The sequence below is a fragment of the Streptomyces sp. VRA16 Mangrove soil genome, from assembly GCF_017377775.1.
GTDB lineage: Bacteria > Actinomycetota > Actinomycetes > Streptomycetales > Streptomycetaceae > Streptomyces.
On record NZ_JAFVLN010000004.1, the window covers coordinates 13,340 to 33,385 of the forward strand.

Consider the following 20,046-nt stretch of genomic DNA (forward strand, 5'->3'; position numbering starts at 1 on the left):
AGGAGGAACGCATGAGGTCCCTGGAACGGCATCGCGACGCCGGCGCCTACGCCCTGGGGGTCCTCGACCCGGCGGATCGGTTCCGCTTCGAGGACCACCTGGTGGAGTGCGTCGCGTGCGCGGCGTACGTGGGTGAGATGCGGCCCACGACGGGCCTGTTGGCGATGTACGCGCGGGCGACGCCGCCGTGTGTGGAGTGGTGTGTGCGGCCGGCGCCGACGCTGGTGGAGCGGGCCGTGGACCGGCTCGGCCGGCTGCACCGCAGGGCGCGCAGGCGGCTGTGGTCGGTGGTCGCCGTCCTCGCGCTGCTGGTGACGGCGGCCGGTGCGGGGACCTCGCTGCTGCGGCCGTCCACGGAGCCGGCCGGGCTCGCGCTGCACGGGCGGGACCCGGGATCGGGGGTGGCGGCCACGCTCACGGCCGACGAGCGCGGCTGGGGCAGCCAGATCGCCCTGGACGTACGGGATCCGGGCGGGCCCCGGCAGTGCGAGCTGGTCGCGGTGGGGCGGGACGGCAAGGAGCAGACGGTGGCGAGCTGGGCCGTGGACGGCGACGGTCCGGACCGTGCGGAGGTGGCGGGCGGGACCGCTCAACAGCCGGACGACATCGCGCGGTTCGAGGTGCGGGCCATCGGTGGCGGCCGGCTGCTGTCGCTGCCGGTGCCGCCGCCCTCCTGATGGGCCGTCATTTCAGCAGCCGTGACATCCTGCGGTCGGCGAGCGGTCTGCCGCCGGTCTGACAGGTCGGGCAGTACTGCAACGAGCTGTCGCTGAAGCTGACTTCGCGGATCGTGTCGCCGCACACCGGGCACGGCTCACCGGCGCGCCCGTGCACGCGCAGACCGCTCTTCTTCTCGGCCTTGAGCCGTCCGGCGGCGAGACCGCGCGAGCGCTCGACGGCTTCGGTGAAGGTGGTGCGCATCGCCTCGTAGAGGGTGTGCACGTCGTCGGGGGTGAGGGTCGACGCGAGTTTGAACGGGGACATGCGCGCGGCGTGGAGCACTTCGTCGCTGTAGGCGTTCCCGATCCCGGCGATCAGCTTCTGGTCCCTCAACGCCCCCTTGATCCGGCGGCGTTCGCCGTCGAGGAGGGCGGCGAACGCCTTCTCGTCGAAGGTGTCGGCGAGCGGGTCGGGGCCGAGGCGGGCGATACCCGGTACGGCGGACGGGTCCTGGACCACGTACACGGCGAGCTTCTTGGTGGTGCCCGCCTCGGTGAGGTCGAAGCCCTCGCCCGTTTCGAGGGCGACGCGCAGGGCGAGCGGGCCCTTGCCGGGCTTGGGCGGTCCCGAGGGCAGCGGGTCCTTCCACCGGAGCCAGCCCGCCCGGGCCAGGTGGGTGACGAGGTGCAGTCCGTCGGCGTCGATGTCGAGGAACTTCCCGTGCCGGGCCACGCCGGTGACGGTGCGCCCTTCGAGGGCGGTGACCTGGGGGTCGTACGTCTTCAGGACGCTGATCGCGACGGGCAGGACGCGCACGATCTCGTGGCCGAGCAGGTGCTCGGCGAGGAAGTCCTTGAGGGCTTCGACCTCGGGCAGTTCCGGCATGCGGGGGCTCCTCCGCTCAGTCGCGGTCAGGCACGATGAACTCGCACCACACGCACTTTCCTCCGCCGCGTGCCTCCACACCCCACACGTCGGCGAGTTGGTCGACGAGGAGGAGGCCGCGCCCCGAGACGCCGTCGTCGCCGGCCTCGCGGCGGCGCGGCAGGGCGCTGGAGGTGTCCTCCACGTCGACCCTGAGTCTTCGGCCGGGGCCGGTCAGGACGCGCAGGGTGACGATGGCCGGTCCGTCGGTGTGCATCAGGGCGTTGGTGACGAGTTCGTCGGCGACGAGCTCGATCTCGTCGGCGCGGTCCCCTGCGCCCCAGGCGCGCACGGCGGCGCGGATCATGTGCCGGGCGTCGGCGAGGGCGTCGGGGTCGCCGGGCGGCACGTGCTCGGTGAGCCGGCCGCCGCTCTGGGCGGGGCCCGCGCCGCGGCGGCGCAGCAGCAGGAGCGCGACGTCGTCCTCGCCGCCGCGCGCGCCGACGCTGGCGGTGAGCCGGTCGGCGAGTTCGTCGATGTCGTCGGGGCCGTTCCCGACCAGGGTGGCGAGGGCCTGCAGGCCGTCGTCGAGGTCGGTGCCGGGCTGTTCGACGAGGCCGTCGGTGCACAGCAACAGGGTCTCCCCCGGGTCGAGTTCGACGGTGGTGACCGGGTATTCGAGGCGGCCGAACTCGGCGGAGAGGCCGAGCGGCAGGCCGCCCTGGACGGGCAGGCGGCGGCACATGCCGTCGATGCGGCGCAGGAAGGGGTCCAGGTGTCCGGCGCGGACGAGCTGCACGACGCCGGTGGACAGGTCGGCCTCCGCGTACAGGCAGGTCGCGAAGCGTTCGGTGTCGAGTTCGTGGAGGAAGACGGAGGCGCGGGCCATGACGGTCGCCGGGGTGTGGCCCTCGGCGGCGTAGGCGCGCAGCACGATGCGCAGCTGTCCCATGACGGCGGCGGCGTGCGTGTCGTGGCCCTGGACGTCGCCGATGACGGCGCCGACACGGCCGCCGGGCAGGGGTATCACGTCGTACCAGTCGCCGCCGATGTCCCGGCCGAGGGACTGACCGGTGGCAGCGCGGTAGCGGACGGCGATGTCGGCGCCGGGCACGCTCGGGATGGACCGCGGCAGCATCGCCTGCTGCAGCCCTTGCGCGAGGTCCTTCTCCTGCTCGTAGAACATGGCGCGCTGCAGGCTCTGCGCGATGCTGCTGCCGAGGGCGACGAGGACGTTGCGCTCGGACTGGGTGAAGCCCTTGCGGTCGTGGTAGAGCAGGCCGACGGCGCCGATCGGCCGGGCCTGGGCGATGAGCGGCAGATAGGCGGCGGAGCGGATCCCGAGGTGGGTGATGTGCGGCCACAGCTCGGGGTACGAGGTCGCGAAGTCCTCCGGCGACTCGATGAAGCGGGGCTTGAGGGTGCGCACGACCTCGCCCATCGGGTACGGGTCGTCGACGCGGGTGACGTGGGTGCCCGGCACGAAGCTGCCGCTGGGGCCCTCGGCGACGAGATGGATCCGGCCCGCCCTGACCAGACCCATGACGAAGCTGGTCGCGCCCAGGTGCTCCACGCCGTGGGTCTCGCGCAGCACGTCGATGACCTCGCTGACGGTGCGGGCGTGCGCGAGGGCGGCGGTGGTGCTCTGCACGACGCTCGTCTCGCGCCGCCGGACGGCCTCGCGGGCGGCGCGCTCGTGCTGCACGGTGGCGTCGTTGAGTTCGTCGGTGGCGTCGCGGACGATGCCGACGATGCGGCGCGGGCGGCCGTCCGCGTCGCGCCGGATGTAGCCGCGGGTGTGGGTCCAGCGCAGCTCGCCGTCGCGGGTGCGGATGCGGAAGTACGCGCCGTAGTTCTCGTCGCCGTTCTTCAGGGCCTGCGAGACGAGGGCGTCGAGGCGGCCGCCCTCGCCGGGCGGGACGCGCATGCCGAGGGTCTCGGGGTTCTCGTCGTACTCCTCGGGCCGGATGTCGAACACGTCGTGGGCGTTGCGGTCCATGTGCATGAGCCCGCTGTCGAGGTCCCAGTCGAAGCTGCCCATGCGCAGCCCGCGCCCGTACGCCTCCAGGAATCCGCGCGGCGAGTCGTCCTCCGGGCGCTCCCCGCCCGGGGAGCTCCCGGGCTCCTCGCCGCCCCCGCTGCCCGCGTCCATACGGCCACGCTATGCGCAGGTCCGGGAGGCCGCATGTCTGCGCCCGGTCACGGCGTGGTGCCGTCGGTGCTGTCGGTGGCGTCCGGGATCAGGCCGCCGCTGTCCGGCTGGTCGGGGGTGTCGGGGACCGCGTCGGGCCCGGTGTCCTGGTCCGTGGCACCGGTGTCGCCGCTGCCGAACGTGTCCCCGGTGTCCGAGGGGGTGTCGGAGGGCTGGTCGGTGCCGGGGGTGTCGCTGGTCGCCGCGTCACTGCCGGGCACGTCCGTGGAGGTGGTCGTGTCGGGGGTGGAGGGCTGTGTCGACGCCGGGGTCGGTGAGGGGCAGCCGGACGGCCAGGGGGACGGGGACGGGGACGGGCTGCCGGTGCCGTCGGTCGCCGTGGCGGTGACGGTGGGGCAGGCGGAGCTGGAGGTGCTGGGGCTCGTCGCGTCACCGGAGCTCGGTGAGGTGGTGCTCGGCGAGGGGGTCGGTGTCGTCGGGCTCGGGGTGGGGGTCGGCGTGGGCGGCGGGACCACGCGGTCGTGGTCGCCGTCGTCGCCGATCTTCCGCTCGATCCAGGTGTTGTTGACGATGTTGATGATGGTGATGCTCTGGATGATCTTCGGCGCCGGGGTCACGACGACGACCCGCGTCGGCTCGTAGCCGCTCCAGGCCTGGCCCTGCCGGTTCGGCGTGCCCTGGAGGGCGACGGGCGACTTGAGCGGGTTGCCGCAGGCGCAGCGGACGCGCGGCACGCCGTGTCCGTCGACGAGGACGGCGGTGCCCGCCTGAAGGACCGACTGGAACGTGGTGGCGCTGCCGTCGCGGTAGCCGTGGTTGGTCACGCGGGTGTCGGCGCGCAGCACGACGGGGGTGAGCCCGCGCAGGAAGCTCGGGATGTCGGCGCTGGAGATCCCGGAGGCGCCGGCGAACGCGCCGGCCTTGGCCCGGTCGGCGGTGAGGAAGCGGATCTGCTGTTCGACGTCGCAGCTGCCCAGGGCGTGGGTGCCGCCGTACAGGCCCGGGGTGGCGCCGGATATCTCCCGCACGCCCTGCTGGGTGGCGGAGGGGCTGCCGGTCGGTGACGGTTGCGGCGTTCGGGTGACGGGCGGGGGGCTCGCGTCGGACGTGGCGGTGGAGTCGGTGAACGGGTCGGGGCCCTGTGCGGCGACGGGCTGCATGAACAGCTCGCCCTTGCCGTCGGCCGCGCTCTTGTCCCCGTCCCCGGAGCATCCGGCGAGCAGCAGGGCCGCGGATGCCCCGAGGGCCGTGACGAAGGTTCTGGTCCTGTTCCGTGCGCGCACGCGACTCTCCCACCTGTGCACCAGCGATATATCCTTATTGTCTGGACCGGGTGCGCATGGCCTGCAAGTCGTGACCTTGCCGGGAAAGGGGGCACACACTGGAGGTGTGGACTGGTTCTCTGCGTCCGACCACTGGCTGAGCCGCCTGGTGTTCCAGCGGGGTCTCGCGACGGTGTACCTCGTCGCGTTCACCGGGGCGGCGCTCCAGTTCCGGGCGTTGATCGGGGAGCGCGGGATGCTGCCGGTGCCGGCCTTCCTGGCGCGGGTGCCGTGGCGGCGGGCGCCGACGCTCTTCCGGCTGCGCTACTCGGACCGGATCTTCGCCGGGTGCGCCTGGACCGGTGCGGCGGTCGCGGCGGCGCTGCTCGCCGGCGCCGACGGGCTGCTGCCGCTGTGGGGCGCGATGGCTCTGTGGCTGGTGCCCTGGGTGCTGTACCTGTCGATCGTGAACGTCGGCCAGACCTGGTACGGCTTCGGCTGGGAGTCGCTGCTCCTGGAGGTCGGCTTCCTGGCCGTGTTCCTGGGGAACGACGAGGTGGCGCCGCCGGTCGTGGTCCTGTTCCTGCTGCGCTGGGTGCTGTTCCGCCTGGAGTTCGGGGCGGGGCTGATCAAGATGCGCGGGGACGCCTGCTGGCGCCGGCTGACCTGTCTCTCCTTCCACCACGAGACACAGCCGATGCCGGGCCCGCTGAGCTGGTTCTTCCACCATCTGCCGGGCCCCCTGCACCGGGTGGAGGCGGCGGCGAACCACGTCACCCAGCTCGTGGTCCCCTTCCTCCTGTTCACGCCGCAGCCGTACGCGAGCGTCGCGGCTGCCGTCATGACCGTCACGCAGCTGTGGCTGATCCTGTCCGGGAACTTCGCCTGGCTGAACTGGCTGACGGTCGTCCTCGCGACCTCGGTCCTGGATCTCTCCGCCCTGCGCACTCCACCGGATCTGCCGTCGCCCCCGCTCTGGTACGCGGTCCTCGTCCTGGCCCTGCTCGGGGTCGTCGCGGTGCTGAGTCTGCGCCCGGTGCGCAATCTGCTCTCCCGGCGCCAGTCCATGAACCGGTCGTACGACGCGCTGCACCTGGTGAACACGTACGGGGCGTTCGGCACGGTCGGCCGCGTCCGGCAGGAGATCGTGATCGAGGGCACGGCGGATCCGGTGCCACGGCACGGATCCGACTGGCGGGCCTACGAGTTCCGGGGCAAGCCGGGTGATCCGCGCCGGATGCCGCGGCAGTTCGCCCCGTACCATCTGCGGCTCGACTGGATGATGTGGTTCGCCGCGCTGTCGCCCGCGTACGCCCGCTCCTGGTTCGAGCCGTTCGTGGAGCGCTTGCTCGAAGGCGACCGGGACACGCTGCGGCTGCTGCGGCACTGCCCGTTCCCCGACGCGCCGCCCGTGTACGTACGGGCCCGGGTGTTCCGCTACCGGTACACGACGTGGGGCGAGCGGCGGGCGTCGGGGGCGTGGTGGGAGCGGACCTATGTGCGGGAGTTCCTGCCGCCGACCCGGCTGAGGTAGGTCCGGCGGGCCGTGCCGGAGAAGACGTCCTCGTCCCTGCCGCCGACCAGCTCCATTGCGGCGTCGACGACTTGGGCGTAGGTCGCCGCGAGGGTGCACACCGGCCAGTCCGAGCCGAACATCACGCGCTCGGTGCCGAACGCGCCAAGGGCCGTGTCGGCGTAGGGGCGGAGGGCGTCGACGGTCCAGGTGGACCAGTCGGCCTCGGTCACCATCCCGGAGAGTTTGCAGACGGTGTTGGGCAGCGCGGCGAGGGCGCGGAGCTCGGCGCGCCACGGGTCGAGCCGCCCGGCCGCGATCTCCGGCTTCCCCAAGTGGTCAAGGACGAAGGTGAGTTCGGGGTGGGCGGCGGCGACCTTGACGCAGGCGGGCATCTGGTGGGCCTGGACCAGGAGGTCATAGACCAGCCCGGCGTCGGCGACCGCGGCGAGGCCGCGCCGTACGTCGGGGCGGAGCAGCCAGTCAGGGTCGGACTCCCCCTGCACCGGGTGGCGGACGGCCACCAGGTGGTGTCCGCCCGGGAGTTCGCGCAGCCGGGCCAGTTCGTCGGCGACGTCGGGGCGGGCCAGGTCCACCCAGCCGACGACGGCGGCGACGAGGTCGCTGCGGTCGGCGAGCGCCAGGAACTCGGGGGTCTCCTCGGCGACCGGCACCGTCTGCACGAGCACGGTGCCGGTCACGCCGGCGGCGCGCGCCTGCGGGAGCAGGTCGTCGAGCGCGAAGTCCCGCCGGATGGGCGCGAGTTCGGGTCCGGTGATCCAGTCCTGGTCGCGCACCGCGAGGTCCCACACGTGGTGGTGGGCGTCGATGACGCCCGTCACGGCAGCTCCCAGACCACGGGGAGGCCGGCGTCCGCGCCCTCGGCGGTGTAGTCGTGGACGACGTCGAGGAGTTCGGCCATCCGGGCCTGCCAGGCGATGTTGACGGGCAGCCGGTCGAGTTCGGCGAGCAGGCGTGCGTAGTCCTCGCAGTCCAGGACGTGGAACAGGTCGGTGCCGCTGCGCCAGATCGTCCACTCTTTGGCGCCCGCCGCCCGGATGGCGGCGACGAGTTCGCCGGGGACCTCGCGGTGGGCGGCCTCGTACTCCTCTATGCGGTCGGCGCGGACCTTGGTGTGCAGGGCGACTCTCACGCGGACGGCTCCTCTTCACGGGTTCCGGGGGTCGGGACGTCGGCGGCCAGGAGGTTCTTGTCGCGGGCCTCCTGCCACAACGCGGCGGGCACCTCGGCGGTGAACTGCGCGACGGTGTCGCTGACTTCGGCCGCGCTGCGGGTGCCGACGAGGACGCCGGTGACGGCCGGGTGCCCGCCGGGGAAGGCGAGGGCGGCAGCCCGCAGCGTGGTGCCGTGGCGCTCGGCCAGCGCCTGCCACTTCAGGGCGCGCTCGACGAGGGCGGGCGCGGCGCGACCGTAGTCGAAGGTGGCGCCCTGCTTCGGGTCGGCCAGCAGGCCCGAGTTGAAGACACCGCCGACGATCACGGAGACACCGCGTTCGGTGGCGGCGGGCAGCAGCCGGGACAGCGCCCGCTGGTCGAGGAGGCTGTAGCGGCCGGCGCAGAGCACGACGTCGACGTCGGTGTCGCGCACGAAGCGGGTCAGCATCCCGGCCTGGTTCATGCCCGCGCCGATCGCGCCGACCACGCCTTCGGCGCGCAGCCGCTCCAGCTCCGGGTACGCCTCGCCGAAGGCCTGCTCGGCGTGGTCGTCGGGATCGTGCAGGTAGACCACGTCGATCCGGTCCAGGCCGAGCCGTCCGAGGCTGTCCTCGATCGAGCGGCGCACGCCCGCCGCGCTGAAGTCCCAGACGCGGCGGTGCGTGGCGGGCGTCGCGAAGCCGTGGGCGCTGTCGTCTCCCCCGGCGCCGCCGGCGCCCCCGTCGTCGGCCGGTTCCAGGAGCCGGCCGACCTTGGTGGACAGGGTGTACGAGCCCGTGGGCCGGGTCCGCAGGAACTCGCCGACGCGGCGCTCGGACACGCCGACGCCGTAGTGCGGGGCGGTGTCGAAGTACCGGATCCCGGCGTCCCAGGCGGTGTCGAGCGCGGCGTACGCCTCGTCGTCGCGGACCGGGGTGAACAGATTGCCTATGACGGCGGCGCCGAAGCCCAGTGCGGTGACGGGGACGTCGGTGCGGCCCAGGGTGCGGGTGCGCATCGGGGTCACTGTCCCGCGGGGCGCAGGCGCAGGCCCTGCATGCCGCCGTCGACGGCGAGGGAGGTGCCGGTGGTGGCGCCGGAGAGCGGGCTCGCCAGGTAGGCGACGGCGCCCGCGACCTCGTCGGCGCTGACGAGGCGTCCGGTGGGCTGGCGGGCTTCGAGGGCGGCGCGCTCGGCGGCCGGGTCGTCGGCGTTGTCGAGGAGCCGGCCGATCCAGGGGGTGTCCGCGGTGCCGGGGTTCACGCAGTTGACGCGGATGCCCTCGCGTATGTGGTCGGCGGCCATGGCGAGCGTGAGGGAGTACACGGCGCCCTTGGACGCGGAGTACAGCGCGCGCTGCGGCAGGCCCGCGGTGGCGGCGATGGAGCAGGTGTTGACGATCGCGGCGTGCGCCGAGTCCCGGAGCGCGGGCAGGGCGGCGCGGGAGACGCGCACCATGCCGAGGACGTTGACGTCGAGGACGCGGTGCCATTCGGCGTCGTCGTTGTCGGCGACGGTGCCCTGGGCGCCGATCCCCGCGTTGTTGACGAGGATGTCGAGGCCGCCGAGGTCGGCGACGGCCGCGGTGACGGCGGCCCGTACGGTCTCGTCGTCGGTGACGTCGGCGGCGTAACCGCGCAGCGGCTTCTCCACGGCGCTGATGTCCCGGTCCAGGACGGCGACGTCGGCGCCGCGGGCGGCGAGGAGGTCGGCGGTGGCGCGGCCGAGGCCGGAGGCGCCGCCGGTGACGAGGGCCTTGAGTCCCTGGAAGTCGGTCATGCCGCTGCTCCGTTCGTGTGCGGGGTGTGCTGCTGCCCTGCCCGGTCCTTCACCCAGAACTCGCCGTCGGGGAAGGTGAATTCGGCGATGGACTCCGGCCGCATGGTGGCGGAGAAGCCGGGGGCGGTGGGCGCGGCGTAATGGCCGTCGCGCAGGACGACCGGGTCGGTGAAGTGGCCGTGGAGATGGTCGACGTACTCGATGACGCGGTTCTCGGTGGTCCCGGTGACGGCGACGTAGTCGAACATCGAGAGGTGCTGGACGAGTTCGCACAGGCCGACGCCGCCCGCGTGCGGGCAGACGGGGACGCCGAACTCGGCGGCGAGCAGCAGGATGGCGAGGTTCTCGTTGACGCCGCCGACGCGGGCGGCGTCGATCTGCAGGATGTCGATGGCGCCGGCCTGGAGGAGCTGCTTGAACACGATGCGGTTCTGGACGTGTTCGCCGGTGGCGACCTTGACGGGGCCGACGGCCTCGCGGATCGCGGCGTGCCCGAGGACGTCGTCGGGGCTGGTCGGCTCCTCCACCCAGTACGGGTCGAAGTCGGCGAGGGCGCGGGTCCAGCGGATCGCCTCGTCGACGTTCCAGCGCTGGTTGGCGTCGATGGCCATCCGGATGTCGGGGCCGATGACCTCGCGGGCGGTGCGGCAGCGGCGGATGTCGTCGTCGAGGTCGGCGCCGACCTTCAGCTTGATCTGGGTGAAGCCGTCGGCGACGGCCTCCCGGGCGAGCCGGCTGAGCTTCTCGTCGCTGTAGCCGAGCCAGCCGGGCGAGGTGGTGTAGCCCGGGTAGCCGCGGTCGAGGAGGGTCGCGGTGCGCTCGGCGGCGCCCTGCCTGCCCGACCGCAGGAGTTCCAGGGCGCGTTCGGGGGTGAGGGCGTCCGCGATGTAACGGAAGTCGATCTGGGAGACGAGCCACTCGGGGTCCGCCTCGGCGAGCAGCCGCCACAGCGGCTTCTCGGCCCGCTTGGCCGCCAGGTCCCACACCGCGTTGACGACCGCGCCGATCGCCATGTGCATCACGCCCTTCTCGGGCCCCAGCCAGCGCAGTTGGCTGTCCCCGATGAGGTCGCGGTTGATGCTGCCCGGGTCGGCGCACAGCTCCTCCACCGGGCGGCCGACGACATGGTGGCGCAGGGCGTTGATCGCAGCGACCTGGACGTCGTTGCCGCGGCCGATGGTGAACGTGAAGCCGTGCCCCTCGTGCCCGTCACCGGCGTCGGTGCGCAGCACGACGTAGGCGGCGGAGTAGTCGGGGTCGGGGTTCATGGCGTCGGAGCCGTCCAGTTCCCTGGAGGTCGGGAACCGGATGTCGTAGGTGTCGACCGCGGTGACGCGGGGGGTGGTGGTTGGGGGCACGGGATGCCTTTCGGGCAGGGGGCCGCCGGGGCGGCCGGGACGGTGCCGTCAGTCCTGGGCGCGGCCGGTGGTGACGCGGGCGATCATCAGCGCGAGCAGGATGATTCCGCCGTAGATGGCCTGGATCCAGAAGGACGGCACCTGGGCGAGGGTGAGGAGGTTCTGTACGACGCCGAGGAGCAGGACTCCGGTGAGCGCGCCGAACATGGTGCCCTTGCCGCCGTCGAGGCTGATGCCGCCGATGACGGCGGCGGCGAACACCGTGAAGATCATGTTGTTGCCCTGGTTGGCGCTGATGGCGCCGACGTAGCCGGTCTGCATGATGCCGCCGACGGAGGCGAGCACACCGGCGACGACGAACACGCCGAGCATGACGCGCTCGACACGGATGCCGGCGGCGCGCGCCGCGTCCGCGTTGCCGCCGATCGCGTACAGGGCGCGGCCGACGCGGTGGTACTTGAGGACGAGGCCGGCCACGCCGAAGCAGACGGCGGACAGCCAGACGGACAGGGGGACGCGCAGGAACGTCGTCGTGGCCAGCGAGAAGAACGAGTCCGGCATGCCGAACAGGGTCTTGCCCTTGGTGGCGCCGACGAGCAGGCCGCGCAGCACGATCAGCATCGCCAGGGTGACGATGAACGCGTTGAGCTTGAACCTCACGACGAGGATGCCGTTGAAGGCGCCGATGACCCCGCCGACGACGAGGACGGCGAGCAGCGCGAGCGCGGCCGGGAACTCGGTGCCCCAGCCGGACTGGGACGCGGGCAGCACGAGCAGCGCGCCCACGGCGGGCGCGATGCCGACGACGGATTCCAGGGACAGGTCGAACTTGCCGGTGATCAGGACCAGGGACTCGGCGAGCACGACCATGGCGAGGGCCGCGGACGCGCCGAGGATGGAGATCAGGTTGCGCTCGGTGAGGAAGGAGTCGTTGACGATCGCCCCGAGGATCATCAGCAGCAACAGGGCCGGGACGAGCGCGAGTTCACGGGCCCGGCGCAGCAGGACGTTCTTGCCGGTGCCGCCGCCGGGGCGGGCCGGGGCGCTCGTCGCCGGGGCCGACGCGGCCTTGATGTCAGCCATGGTGGTCTCCTTGGACTCCCTCGATGGAGGCGATCAGCTCGTGGTCGTGCCAGCCCGCCGCGTGCTCGGCGACGACCCGGCCGTGGAACAGCACGAGCACCCGGTCGCAGCGCCGCAGGTCGTCGAGTTCGTCGGAGACCACGAGGACGGCGGTGCCGTCGTCGCGGGCGCTGTCGACGCGGCGCAGCAGGGACTCCTTGGACTTCACGTCGACGCCGGCGGTGGGGTTGATGAGGACGAGCAGCCGCGGGTCGGAGGCGAGGGCGCGGGCCATCACGACCTTCTGCGCGTTGCCCCCGGACAGGTCGGAGACCGGCTGGTCCGGGCCCTCGGCGTGGATGTCGAGACGCTCGATGAGATCGCGGGCGAAGGCCCGCTTGCGGTCGGTGCCGACGAATCCGTACCGGCCGAGCCGGCCGAGGACGGACATCGTCGCGTTGTCGCCGATGGACATGCCGGTGACGAGGCCCTGATCGTGCCGGTCGCGCGGCACACAGCCGACCCCCGCCGCGAGCGCCGCCGACACGTCACCGAACGGCAGTGGTTCGCCGTCGAGTCGAGCGGTGCCGGAGGTCGGGGTGTGCAGTCCGGCCAGCGACTCGGCCAGGTTGATCTTGCCGCTGCCGCTGGATCCGGCGAGGCCGACGACCTCACCGCGGCGCACGGTCAGATCGACGTCGGCGTACGTGTCCGAGGTCAGGCCCCGTACGTCGAGGACGACCGGGGCGCCGGCCCGCTGAGCCCCGTCCTGCTCCACGACGGCTTCGGCCGCGGCGGCGGCCTGCTCGGCGACCACCTCGCCCGCCATGGCCTCGACCAGGGCGGGGCGCGGAAGTTCGGCGACCGGCGCGGTGGTGATCCAGCGGGCGTCGCGCAGCACGGTGACCGTCTGGCAGACCTCGTACACCTCCTGGAGGTGGTGCGAGATGAACAGGAACGTGACGCCAGAGTCCTGCAGCGAGCGCATCCGCGCGAAGAGCCGCTCGATCTCCTTGTTGTCGAGCTGCGCGGTCGGCTCGTCGAGGACGATGAAGCGGGCGCCCTGGCTCAACGCGCGGGCGATCTCGACCATTTGGCGGTCCTCGACCTTGAGGTCGGCGGTGCGCGCGTCGGGGTCGACGTGGATGTCCCAGGTGTGCAGCAGCCGTTCGGCCTCGGCCCGCAGCTTCTTCCAGCTGAAGAAGCCGCGGCGGGACTCGGGCTGCCGGTTGATGAACAGGTTCTCGGCGACGGTCAGTTCGGGGACGACGGTGGGCTTCTGGTAGACGCAGGCCACCTTCGCCCGCCATGCCGCGCGGTCGCCGAGCGGCGGCGCGGGCTCGCCGTCGAACAACAGCGTGCCCGCGTCCGGCGCCTGAAGGCCCGTCAGGACGGTGACGAGGGTGGACTTGCCCGCGCCGTTGCGGCCGACCAGCGCGTGGGACTCGCCCGCACGCACGGTGAGCCGGCCGTCGGCGAGGGCGACCGTGGGCCCGTACCGTTTGGCGATGCCCGTCGCTTCCACCAACGGGGCTGCGGGAGACGTCATTTGACCGTGTTTCCCCACAGCTTCGGGTCGTCGACGTTGTCCTTGGTGACCAGCGGGGCGGGCAGCTGGTCCTCCAGGATGCCGTTCGGCAGCTTGACGATCGTGGAGTCGTGGTCGGTCGGGCCCGGCTTGAACGTCTTCCCCTCCATCGCCGCCTTGATGTAGTACATGCCGTACTTGGCGTACGAGTCGGCGGGCTGCGAGACGGTGGCGTCGATCTGGCCCTTGCGGATGGCGTCGAACTCCTGCGGGATGCCGTCGTTCGACACGATGGTGATGTGGCCCGCGGCGCCCGCCTTCTTCAGCATCCCCTTGGACTTGAGGGTCTGCAGGGTCGGCGCCAGGTAGACACCGCCCGCCTGCATGTAGATGCCCTTGATGTCGGGGTTGGCGTTGAGCAGGGTGTCCAGCTTGGAGGCGGCGGTGTCCGACTCCCACTTGGCGGGAATCTCCAGGACCTTCAGCTTGGGGTACTTCTGCTTCACGCAGTCCCGGAACGCCTTGGAGCGGTCGCGGCCGTTGACCGACGCGAGGTCGCCCATGATCTGCACGACCTTGCCGGACTTGACCTGCCGGCCGAGGTACTCGCAGGCCTTCTGGCCGTACGCGACGTTGTTCGCGCGCACCACCATGGCGACCTTGCCCTTCTCGGGCGCGACGTCCACGGCGACGACCGGGACGCCCTTGCGTTCGGCCTGGTCGAGGCCGGCGGCGATGGCGGCGCTGTCGAGCGGGGCGACGACGAGGCCCTTCACGCCCTGGTTGAGCTGGTTGTTGATGTCGGTGATCTGCTGCGAGGGATCGCTGTTGGAGTTGACGGTCTTCAGCGCGTCGACCCCTTCGGACTTCGCCATCTTCGGCACGTAGTCGTTGTACGACTGCCAGAACGGCGAGGTCAGCAGCGGCAGGATGACGCCGACCTTGCCCTTGCCGTCACCGCCACCGCCGCCCGCGGAACCCGCGTTGTCGTCCTTCGTGCTGCCGCACGCGCTGAGGGCGAGGGCGACACACCCCGCAAGGGCCGCCGCGCGCAGCGCCCTCCCTCTCGAAACCTTCGAGGCTTTCGACTTCGTGCCCTTCGTGGTGCCAGTCATCGGACCGCTCCTCGGCTCCGGAGAACATGGGGAAGGACCGGATACTGCCCGTCCAGGCACCGGCCGCGCCCAGAGATTTATCAGACCACTTCGGCTCCTCAACACCCTTCGTCGCCAATTTTTCTCGGTATTTACGCCTCCGAGACCTCCTGAGACCCCAGAGAGGTCCGACCACCTCGGTAGTGGTCGGACCACCTTGCTGGTTAGACTGCGCCGCATCCGGCAGCGGACCCTGTGTGGGAGGACGTCATCGTGGAACAGACCGCACCTCAGCGGGGCACCGTCACGGCACGGGCGATCGAGCAGATCAAGGCGATGATCGGCGGCGGCAGTCTGGAGCCGGGGCAACGGCTGCCCACGGAAAGGGACCTGGCGGCGCAGCTCGGCATCTCGCGCTCGTCGATGCGGGAGGCGATCCGGGCACTCACGGTGCTCGGCGTCCTGGAGGCGCGGCACGGTTCCGGCATCTACGTCACGCAGTTGGAGGCCGGCGACCTTCTGGAGACGTTCGGGGTGGTCGCCGACCTCTCGCGCGGCCCGCGTCTGGTGGAGCTCCTGGAGGTGCGCCGGATCCTGGAGTCGACGGCGACGGCGCTCGCCGCGGCCCGCATTTCACGCGCTCAACTCGCCGAGGTGGAGGAGCACTTGGCGGCGATGGAGGCGACGGACGACCCGGAGGAGATCCTCTCCCACGATCTGGCGTTCCACCGGGCGATCGTGGCGGCGGCCGGGAACGAGGCGATGGCGGCGATCCTGGAGGGGCTGTCGTCGCGGACGTTCCGGGCCCGGGTGTGGCGCGGCTACCAGGAGGAGGGCGCGTTCGAGCGCACCCGCCGCGAGCACGCCCGGATCCATCGGGCGCTGGTGGCCCACGACCCGGAGGCGGCGCGGGCCGCCGCGGCGGCGCACGTCGGCGAGGTGGAGGAGTGGCTGCGGGGGCAGTTGGAGTGAGCCCCGGAGGCGGGGGCCAGGGCCCGAACCCCGAGCCTTGAGCCGCCCGGGCCGAGGGCGCTGACGGTGGTGTCGCCGATGGCGCGGTGGCGGATGGGATCCGTTCTGTGCGAGGTGGTCGCCACGGGGACGGGCCCACGGGGTTCAGAGCGCGGACGTCAGGGAGCGGGCCTCAGGACGCGGACCTCAGGACGCGGGCCTCAGGACGCGGACCTCAGGACGCGAGCCTCAGGACGCGGACCTCAGGACGCGAGCCTCAGGACGCGGACCTCAGGACGCGAGCCTCAGGACGCGGACCTCAGGACGCGAGCCTCAGGACGCCGACCTCAGGACGCCGACCTCAGTGCTTCCTGGACCACGCCGGGCAGCCAGTCCCTCGTGTGCGAGAACACGAACCCCAGCTGCTTCGCGCGGGCGTTGCTCATCGCGCAGTGCCGGTCGAAGGAGAACGGCGACGCCTCCTCGCCCGCCGCCACCGTGCGCCACACGGGCTCCCGGCCCAGCTGCGCGGCGACGGCCGCGGCGAACTCGCGGACGTCGAGCGGCCCGTCGGAGCAGGCGTTCACCGGGCCGGTGAAGTCGGCGGCCGCCGCCCACACCAGCAGATCGGCGAGTTCCTCGTGGTGCACGAAGACCGTCGGCACCGCGTCCTCGTGCACCACGACCTCCTCGCCCCGGCCGATCCGCTCGACGTAGTGCGCGAGCCGGCCGGTGAACTCCTGCCTCCCACCGCCGAGGACGTGGGCGCTGCGCACGGAGACGAAGCCGAACCCGGCGGCGCGGGCCAGGACGGCCTCGGCCTGCCGCTTGCCCTCGGCGTAGTGCGCCTCCCGGTACGCGGCGTCGTGCCAGGGCAGGTCCAGGGCCACCGTCCAGCCCGCCAGGTCCACCGCCGCCTCCGGTACCGGCTCCGGTTCCGTTCCGGGGGCCGCGGCGCCCGGGAGCGCGGCGGTCGCCGGGTCGTACACCTCGATCGTCGAGGTCATGACGTAACGCCGGGTGCGGCCGGTGAAGACGCGGGCGGCGACGGCGGCCTGCACGGGTGTGTAGCAGACCTGGTCGACGACGACGTCGAAGGTGCGGGTGCCGAGCGCGGCCGCCAGCGCGGTCTCGTCGTCGCGGTCGGCGACGAGGTGCTCCACCCCGGCGGGCGGCCGGACCGAACCGCGGTTGACCACCGTGACGTGGTAACCCGCCGCGTGCAGCCGTGCCACCAAGAGCTTCCCGAAGTACCGGCTTCCGCCGATGACGCAGATCCTTTGCATGCCCTCATCCTGGGGACTTATCGTCACCAGCAGAAGTGACCACTCGCTGAACCCGTATGAAGGAAAACTGTTGATCGATGTGCAGCGGCTGCGGGTCCTGCGGGCCGTCGCGGAACACGGCAGCTTCAACCGGGCGGCGGCCGCCCTGCGTCTGACGCCCTCCGCCGTCTCCCAGCACATGGCGGCCCTGGAGCGGAGCGTGGGCGCCGGGATCGTGACCCGCAGCACCCGCGGCGTCACCCTCACCCAGGCGGGACGGATCATGCTCGGCGCCGCCGAGTCGGTGGCCGCGGAGCTGGCGCACGCACAGCACCAGGTCGCTCAACTCCGCACGAGCACGGCGCAGTTGACGGTCGCCACGTTCACCAGCGGGGGCCGGCTGCTCCTGCCCGGCGCCCTGCCGCGGCTGACGGCGGCGCACCCCGGGACCGTGCTGCACGTCCGCGAGGGCGAGCCGGAGGACACGCTGCCGCTGGTGCGCCAGGGCGCCGTGGACCTGGCGCTCGCCTACCGCTTCGACGGACCACTGCCCGCCGGCCCCGGGGTCGGAGCCGGCTCCGACCCCGACCCCATTTCCCGACCCGCTCCCGGCGGTCGCGACGCGAGCCCCGGATCGACCCCCGCATGGGTTCCGCTCATGGACGACCCGCTGCGCGCCGTGCTACCGCGCGGGCATCGCCTCGCCGGCCGCGCGTCCCTCGACCTCGCCGAGCTGGCGGGCGAGCCGTGGGTGCTCGGCTGTCTGAAGACCGAGGCGTATCTGCGGCGGCACGCGGAGCGCGCCGGGTTCGAGCCGGACGTGCGCGGCACCACCACCGACTACTTCTTCGCCCGCTCCCTGGTCGCGGCGGGCGTCGGCGTCTCGCTCATCCCGTCGATCGCCCTCACCCCGAAGATCCCGGGGCTCGTCGCCGTCCCCGTCGAGGAGCCGTGCCCGGTGCGGCACATCGGGGTCGCCCTGCTGCGCCGCGCGGGCCGCCCGCACGTCACCACGTTCGTCGAGGCGCTGCGCGAGCAGGCGGCGCGGCAGCGCGGGGTCTGACCGCTACTCCCCCGGCGCCGCCGCGGCCAGCGCCGCGACGACCAGCTCCAGCGCCGCCTCGAACGAGCTGCCCGCCATCAACGGCAAGTACCCCCGTACAGCGGCCAGTTGGGGGTGCGTGTCCGCCGCGATCTCCGCGTACGTCCCGGCCCACGCCTCGTCGTCGGCCCGCCTGCGCTCCACCGGCAGCGCGAGATGGGCCGCGTCCAGGGCCGCGTGGCCGAGCACGGTGTCCACGAACGCCGAGTAGTGCCGCACCGCGTCCTCGGGCCCGAACCCGGCGCGCCGCATCAGCCCGATGCCGGCCTCCACGGAGCGGAACTCGTGCTCGCGGCGCGTCACGCGGTAGGCGGCGAGCGCCGCGACGCGCGGGTGCTCCCGGTAGCCGCGGTGGATGCGGTGGGCCATCTCCCGCAGCCCGTCCTGCCACGGCATCGTCTCCGGCGCGAACCCGGCCATCGAGATCCCGATGATCCGGTCCGCGACGGCGAGCAGCAGGTCGTCGGTGTTGTGGAAGTAGCGGTACAGGGCGCTGGGGTCGCAGCCGAGCGCGGCGCCGAGGCGGCGCACGCTCAGCGCGTCGGGCCCGTGCTGGCCGACGAGCCGCAGCGCACAGTCGACGATCACGTCCTCGGACAGCAGCACCCCCGACTTCGTCGGCTTGCGCCGTCGCCGCTCGGCCGGAATCCGCCCCTCTGTCATGGCTCGAACCCCTCTGTCGTCGCTCGATGACGCCTTATGACAACACCATTGACGCAACGTTGACAAGGCCGGTTTGATCGCAGCCTCCTCACCGCACCACCACCCCCCCGCCCCCGCCCTCATCCGGCCCCAGGAGTCCGCCCATGAGAAGCCAGTCCCCCGGCCTGCGCCGCTCCCTCGGTGTGGTCGACGGCATCGCCGTCGCCGCCTCCAGCACCGCCGCCACCACGAGCATCGGCATCGGGATGGGGTCCCTCGCCGCGACGGTGGGCCTCCAGGCGCCGGCCATCCTGCTCGTCGCGTTCGTGCCGATCCTGGGCATCGCGACGGCGTACGCCAGGCTGAACCGGCACGAGCAGAACATGGGCAGCGGCTACGTCTGGGTGGGCCGTTCGCTCGGCCCCTGGCTGGGCTTCCTCACCGGCTGGGTCACCCTCGTCGGCACCCTGGTCTTCATGGCGTACACGAGCGCGGTGACCGGCTCGGTCTTCCTCCAGTTCGCCAACAAGGCCCACCTGCACAGCCTGCTCGGCCTGGACCTGGACCCGAACTCGACGGCCCTGTCGACGGCCGTCGGCCTCGTCGTGCTGACCGCCGTGACGGTCACCGCCGTCACCGGCATCCGCAAGGCGACCCGGCTGCAGACCTGGCTGCTGGTCTTCGAGTACGTGGTGCTCATCGGCTTCTGCGGCTGGTCCCTGGTCACCGGTGACCATGCCTTCCAGTGGTCGTGGCTGAACCCGTTCGCCATTCACGACAGCACCGGCTTCGCGCAGGGGCTCGTCCTCGCGGTGTTCTTCTTCTGGGGCTGGGACGCCGCGTTCAGCGTCACCGAGGAGACCAAAGACGTACGGGACGCGGGACGCGGCGGCTTCATCGCCCTGTTCACCATGCTCGCGCTGTTCCTGTACGGGTCCGTGGCCTTCCAGCGCGAGATGTCACTCTCCGAGCTGATGGAGCAGGGCCCGCAGGCGCTCACCTACCTCGGTGCCAAGCTCGCCGACGAGCCGCTGGCGAGTCTGCCGCTGCTCGCCCTGCTGTTCTCCGCGGTCGCCTCGGTGCAGGCCAGCGTGATCCCGACGGCGCGCGGGCTGCTCGCGATGGGCCGGGACCGCACGATGGGCCAGGTGTGGACGCGGATCAGCCCGCGCTACGGCTCCCCGGCCATCGGCACGGTCCTCGTCATGGCGATCGCCGCCGTGATCTCGGTCCTCGCCCTCGCCATCCCGAAGCTGAACGAGATGATCCTCGCCGCCGTGAACTCCATCGGCCTGATCGTCGCTCTCTACTACGGTCTGACGGCGCTCGCCTGCGCGGTCCGCTTCCGGTCCCTGCTGCGCACCGACTTCCGCGAGGCGACGCGAGCGGTGCTCGCGCCGGGCCTCAGCGCGCTGGCGCTGCTCGGCATCGGCGCGTATCTCGCCCGGGACTACGCGACGATGTCGGACCACTTCGAACTCAGCCCGGACAACGGCTGGTTCATGCTTGCGGTACCCATCGCGATCGTCGTCTCCGGACTGGCGATGGCGGCCGTCGCGAAGTACGGCCGCCGCTCCCCCTACTTCACCTCGGGACGCGGAACGGACGCCGACGCGCTGCCCCTGACCGCCACCGAGCTCCCGTAACACCCCCGCACCAA

The 20,046-nt window shown here is 72.3% G+C and carries 18 protein-coding genes; 5 read left to right on the forward strand and 13 right to left on the reverse strand.

The window, feature by feature from the left end; all coding sequences use genetic code 11:
* The first annotated feature begins 11 nt into the window (after nucleotides 1–11).
* Nucleotides 12–677, forward strand: coding sequence for a zf-HC2 domain-containing protein (locus tag J3486_RS12385; RefSeq protein ID WP_207820316.1), 666 nt, complete (start codon nucleotides 12–14; stop codon nucleotides 675–677).
* A gap of 7 nt (nucleotides 678–684) precedes the next feature.
* Here the strand turns inward: J3486_RS12385 and J3486_RS12390 are convergent, their stop codons facing one another.
* From J3486_RS12390 to J3486_RS12400, 3 genes are read right to left on the reverse strand one after another with little or no spacing between them, the layout of a single operon-like run.
* On the reverse strand, nucleotides 685–1,545 hold the full coding sequence (locus tag J3486_RS12390) for an Fpg/Nei family DNA glycosylase (RefSeq protein ID WP_207820317.1): 861 nt from the start codon (nucleotides 1,543–1,545) through the stop codon (nucleotides 685–687).
* 16 nt (nucleotides 1,546–1,561) lie between these two features.
* Nucleotides 1,562–3,676 carry a SpoIIE family protein phosphatase gene (locus J3486_RS12395; RefSeq protein ID WP_207820318.1) on the reverse strand — a complete coding sequence of 705 codons (2,115 nt, stop codon included), beginning with the start codon at nucleotides 3,674–3,676 and terminating at the stop codon, nucleotides 1,562–1,564.
* A gap of 47 nt (nucleotides 3,677–3,723) precedes the next feature.
* The gene (locus tag J3486_RS12400; protein WP_207820319.1) at nucleotides 3,724–4,959 is read right to left on the reverse strand and encodes a DUF6777 domain-containing protein; all 1,236 of its coding nucleotides are present in this window, start codon (nucleotides 4,957–4,959) and stop codon (nucleotides 3,724–3,726) included.
* A 106-nt stretch (nucleotides 4,960–5,065) separates the two neighbouring features.
* Between J3486_RS12400 and J3486_RS12405 the strand changes: the two genes are divergently transcribed.
* Nucleotides 5,066–6,472: a lipase maturation factor family protein gene (locus J3486_RS12405; RefSeq protein WP_207820320.1), complete on the forward strand. Its 1,407-nt coding sequence runs from the start codon at nucleotides 5,066–5,068 to the stop codon at nucleotides 6,470–6,472.
* Here the strand turns inward: J3486_RS12405 and J3486_RS12410 are convergent.
* The 8 genes from J3486_RS12410 to J3486_RS12445 are packed head-to-tail and all read right to left on the reverse strand — an operon-like array spanning nucleotide 6,433 to nucleotide 14,447.
* Nucleotides 6,433–7,293, reverse strand: a complete 861-nt coding sequence (locus tag J3486_RS12410) for an amidohydrolase family protein (protein ID WP_307804787.1) — start codon at nucleotides 7,291–7,293, stop codon at nucleotides 6,433–6,435. The genes J3486_RS12405 and J3486_RS12410 overlap by 40 nt on opposite strands.
* Nucleotides 7,290–7,604 (reverse strand): L-rhamnose mutarotase, encoded by a 315-nt coding sequence (locus J3486_RS12415; RefSeq protein WP_207820321.1) that lies wholly within the window; start codon nucleotides 7,602–7,604, stop codon nucleotides 7,290–7,292. Before J3486_RS12415 ends, J3486_RS12410 begins: the two co-directional genes overlap by 4 nt.
* Nucleotides 7,601–8,623, reverse strand: coding sequence for an aldo/keto reductase (locus J3486_RS12420; protein ID WP_207820322.1), 1,023 nt, complete (start codon nucleotides 8,621–8,623; stop codon nucleotides 7,601–7,603). The genes J3486_RS12415 and J3486_RS12420 overlap by 4 nt, the downstream gene beginning before the upstream one ends.
* 5 nt (nucleotides 8,624–8,628) lie before the next feature.
* Complete coding sequence (locus J3486_RS12425; protein WP_207820323.1) at nucleotides 8,629–9,384, reverse strand: SDR family NAD(P)-dependent oxidoreductase; 756 nt, start codon at nucleotides 9,382–9,384, stop codon at nucleotides 8,629–8,631.
* The gene (locus tag J3486_RS12430) at nucleotides 9,381–10,742 is read right to left on the reverse strand and encodes an L-fuconate dehydratase (protein ID WP_207820324.1); all 1,362 of its coding nucleotides are present in this window, start codon (nucleotides 10,740–10,742) and stop codon (nucleotides 9,381–9,383) included. Before J3486_RS12430 ends, J3486_RS12425 begins: the two co-directional genes overlap by 4 nt.
* Nucleotides 10,743–10,790: 48 nt before the next feature.
* Nucleotides 10,791–11,825, reverse strand: a complete 1,035-nt coding sequence (locus J3486_RS12435) for an ABC transporter permease (protein WP_207820325.1) — start codon at nucleotides 11,823–11,825, stop codon at nucleotides 10,791–10,793.
* The gene (locus J3486_RS12440; RefSeq protein WP_207820326.1) at nucleotides 11,818–13,353 is read right to left on the reverse strand and encodes a sugar ABC transporter ATP-binding protein; all 1,536 of its coding nucleotides are present in this window, start codon (nucleotides 13,351–13,353) and stop codon (nucleotides 11,818–11,820) included. Before J3486_RS12440 ends, J3486_RS12435 begins: the two co-directional genes overlap by 8 nt.
* Nucleotides 13,350–14,447 carry a sugar ABC transporter substrate-binding protein gene (locus J3486_RS12445; protein ID WP_207820327.1) on the reverse strand — a complete coding sequence of 366 codons (1,098 nt, stop codon included), beginning with the start codon at nucleotides 14,445–14,447 and terminating at the stop codon, nucleotides 13,350–13,352. The genes J3486_RS12440 and J3486_RS12445 overlap by 4 nt, the downstream gene beginning before the upstream one ends.
* Nucleotides 14,448–14,699: 252 nt before the next feature.
* Between J3486_RS12445 and J3486_RS12450 the strand changes: the two genes are divergently transcribed.
* Nucleotides 14,700–15,398: a FadR/GntR family transcriptional regulator gene (locus tag J3486_RS12450; protein WP_207820328.1), complete on the forward strand. Its 699-nt coding sequence runs from the start codon at nucleotides 14,700–14,702 to the stop codon at nucleotides 15,396–15,398.
* A gap of 326 nt (nucleotides 15,399–15,724) precedes the next feature.
* Here the strand turns inward: J3486_RS12450 and J3486_RS12455 are convergent, their stop codons facing one another.
* Nucleotides 15,725–16,663, reverse strand: coding sequence for an NAD-dependent epimerase/dehydratase family protein (locus J3486_RS12455; RefSeq protein WP_207820329.1), 939 nt, complete (start codon nucleotides 16,661–16,663; stop codon nucleotides 15,725–15,727).
* A 70-nt stretch (nucleotides 16,664–16,733) separates the two neighbouring features.
* Here J3486_RS12455 and J3486_RS12460 point away from each other — a divergent pair, with 70 nt between their 5' ends.
* A complete protein-coding gene (locus J3486_RS12460) occupies nucleotides 16,734–17,705 on the forward strand; it encodes a LysR family transcriptional regulator (protein WP_207820330.1) in 972 nt (323 codons plus the stop codon).
* Nucleotides 17,706–17,708: 3 nt separating this feature from the next.
* Here the strand turns inward: J3486_RS12460 and J3486_RS12465 are convergent, their stop codons facing one another.
* Entirely contained in the window at nucleotides 17,709–18,407 is a 699-nt protein-coding gene (locus J3486_RS12465; RefSeq protein WP_207820331.1) for a TetR/AcrR family transcriptional regulator, read from the reverse strand.
* A 143-nt stretch (nucleotides 18,408–18,550) separates the two neighbouring features.
* Here J3486_RS12465 and J3486_RS12470 point away from each other — a divergent pair, with 143 nt between their 5' ends.
* Complete coding sequence (locus J3486_RS12470) at nucleotides 18,551–20,032, forward strand: APC family permease (protein ID WP_207820332.1); 1,482 nt, start codon at nucleotides 18,551–18,553, stop codon at nucleotides 20,030–20,032.
* Nucleotides 20,033–20,046: the final 14 nt, after the last annotated feature.

What these genes read in the sequence shown, in the direction of transcription:
- J3486_RS12385 (WP_207820316.1), top strand. Translation starts at nt 12, where the DNA reads ATGAGGTCCCTGGAACGGCATCGCGACGCCGGCGCCTACGCCCTGGGG.
- J3486_RS12455 (WP_207820329.1), bottom strand. Translation starts at nt 16,663, where the DNA reads ATGCAAAGGATCTGCGTCATCGGCGGAAGCCGGTACTTCGGGAAGCTC.
- J3486_RS12395 (WP_207820318.1), bottom strand. Translation starts at nt 3,676, where the DNA reads ATGGACGCGGGCAGCGGGGGCGGCGAGGAGCCCGGGAGCTCCCCGGGC.
- J3486_RS12445 (WP_207820327.1), bottom strand. Translation starts at nt 14,447, where the DNA reads ATGACTGGCACCACGAAGGGCACGAAGTCGAAAGCCTCGAAGGTTTCG.
- J3486_RS12440 (WP_207820326.1), bottom strand. Translation starts at nt 13,353, where the DNA reads ATGACGTCTCCCGCAGCCCCGTTGGTGGAAGCGACGGGCATCGCCAAA.
- J3486_RS12470 (WP_207820332.1), top strand. Translation starts at nt 18,551, where the DNA reads ATGAGAAGCCAGTCCCCCGGCCTGCGCCGCTCCCTCGGTGTGGTCGAC.
- J3486_RS12390 (WP_207820317.1), bottom strand. Translation starts at nt 1,545, where the DNA reads ATGCCGGAACTGCCCGAGGTCGAAGCCCTCAAGGACTTCCTCGCCGAG.
- J3486_RS12420 (WP_207820322.1), bottom strand. Translation starts at nt 8,623, where the DNA reads ATGCGCACCCGCACCCTGGGCCGCACCGACGTCCCCGTCACCGCACTG.
- J3486_RS12425 (WP_207820323.1), bottom strand. Translation starts at nt 9,384, where the DNA reads ATGACCGACTTCCAGGGACTCAAGGCCCTCGTCACCGGCGGCGCCTCC.
- J3486_RS12465 (WP_207820331.1), bottom strand. Translation starts at nt 18,407, where the DNA reads ATGACAGAGGGGCGGATTCCGGCCGAGCGGCGACGGCGCAAGCCGACG.
- J3486_RS12435 (WP_207820325.1), bottom strand. Translation starts at nt 11,825, where the DNA reads ATGGCTGACATCAAGGCCGCGTCGGCCCCGGCGACGAGCGCCCCGGCC.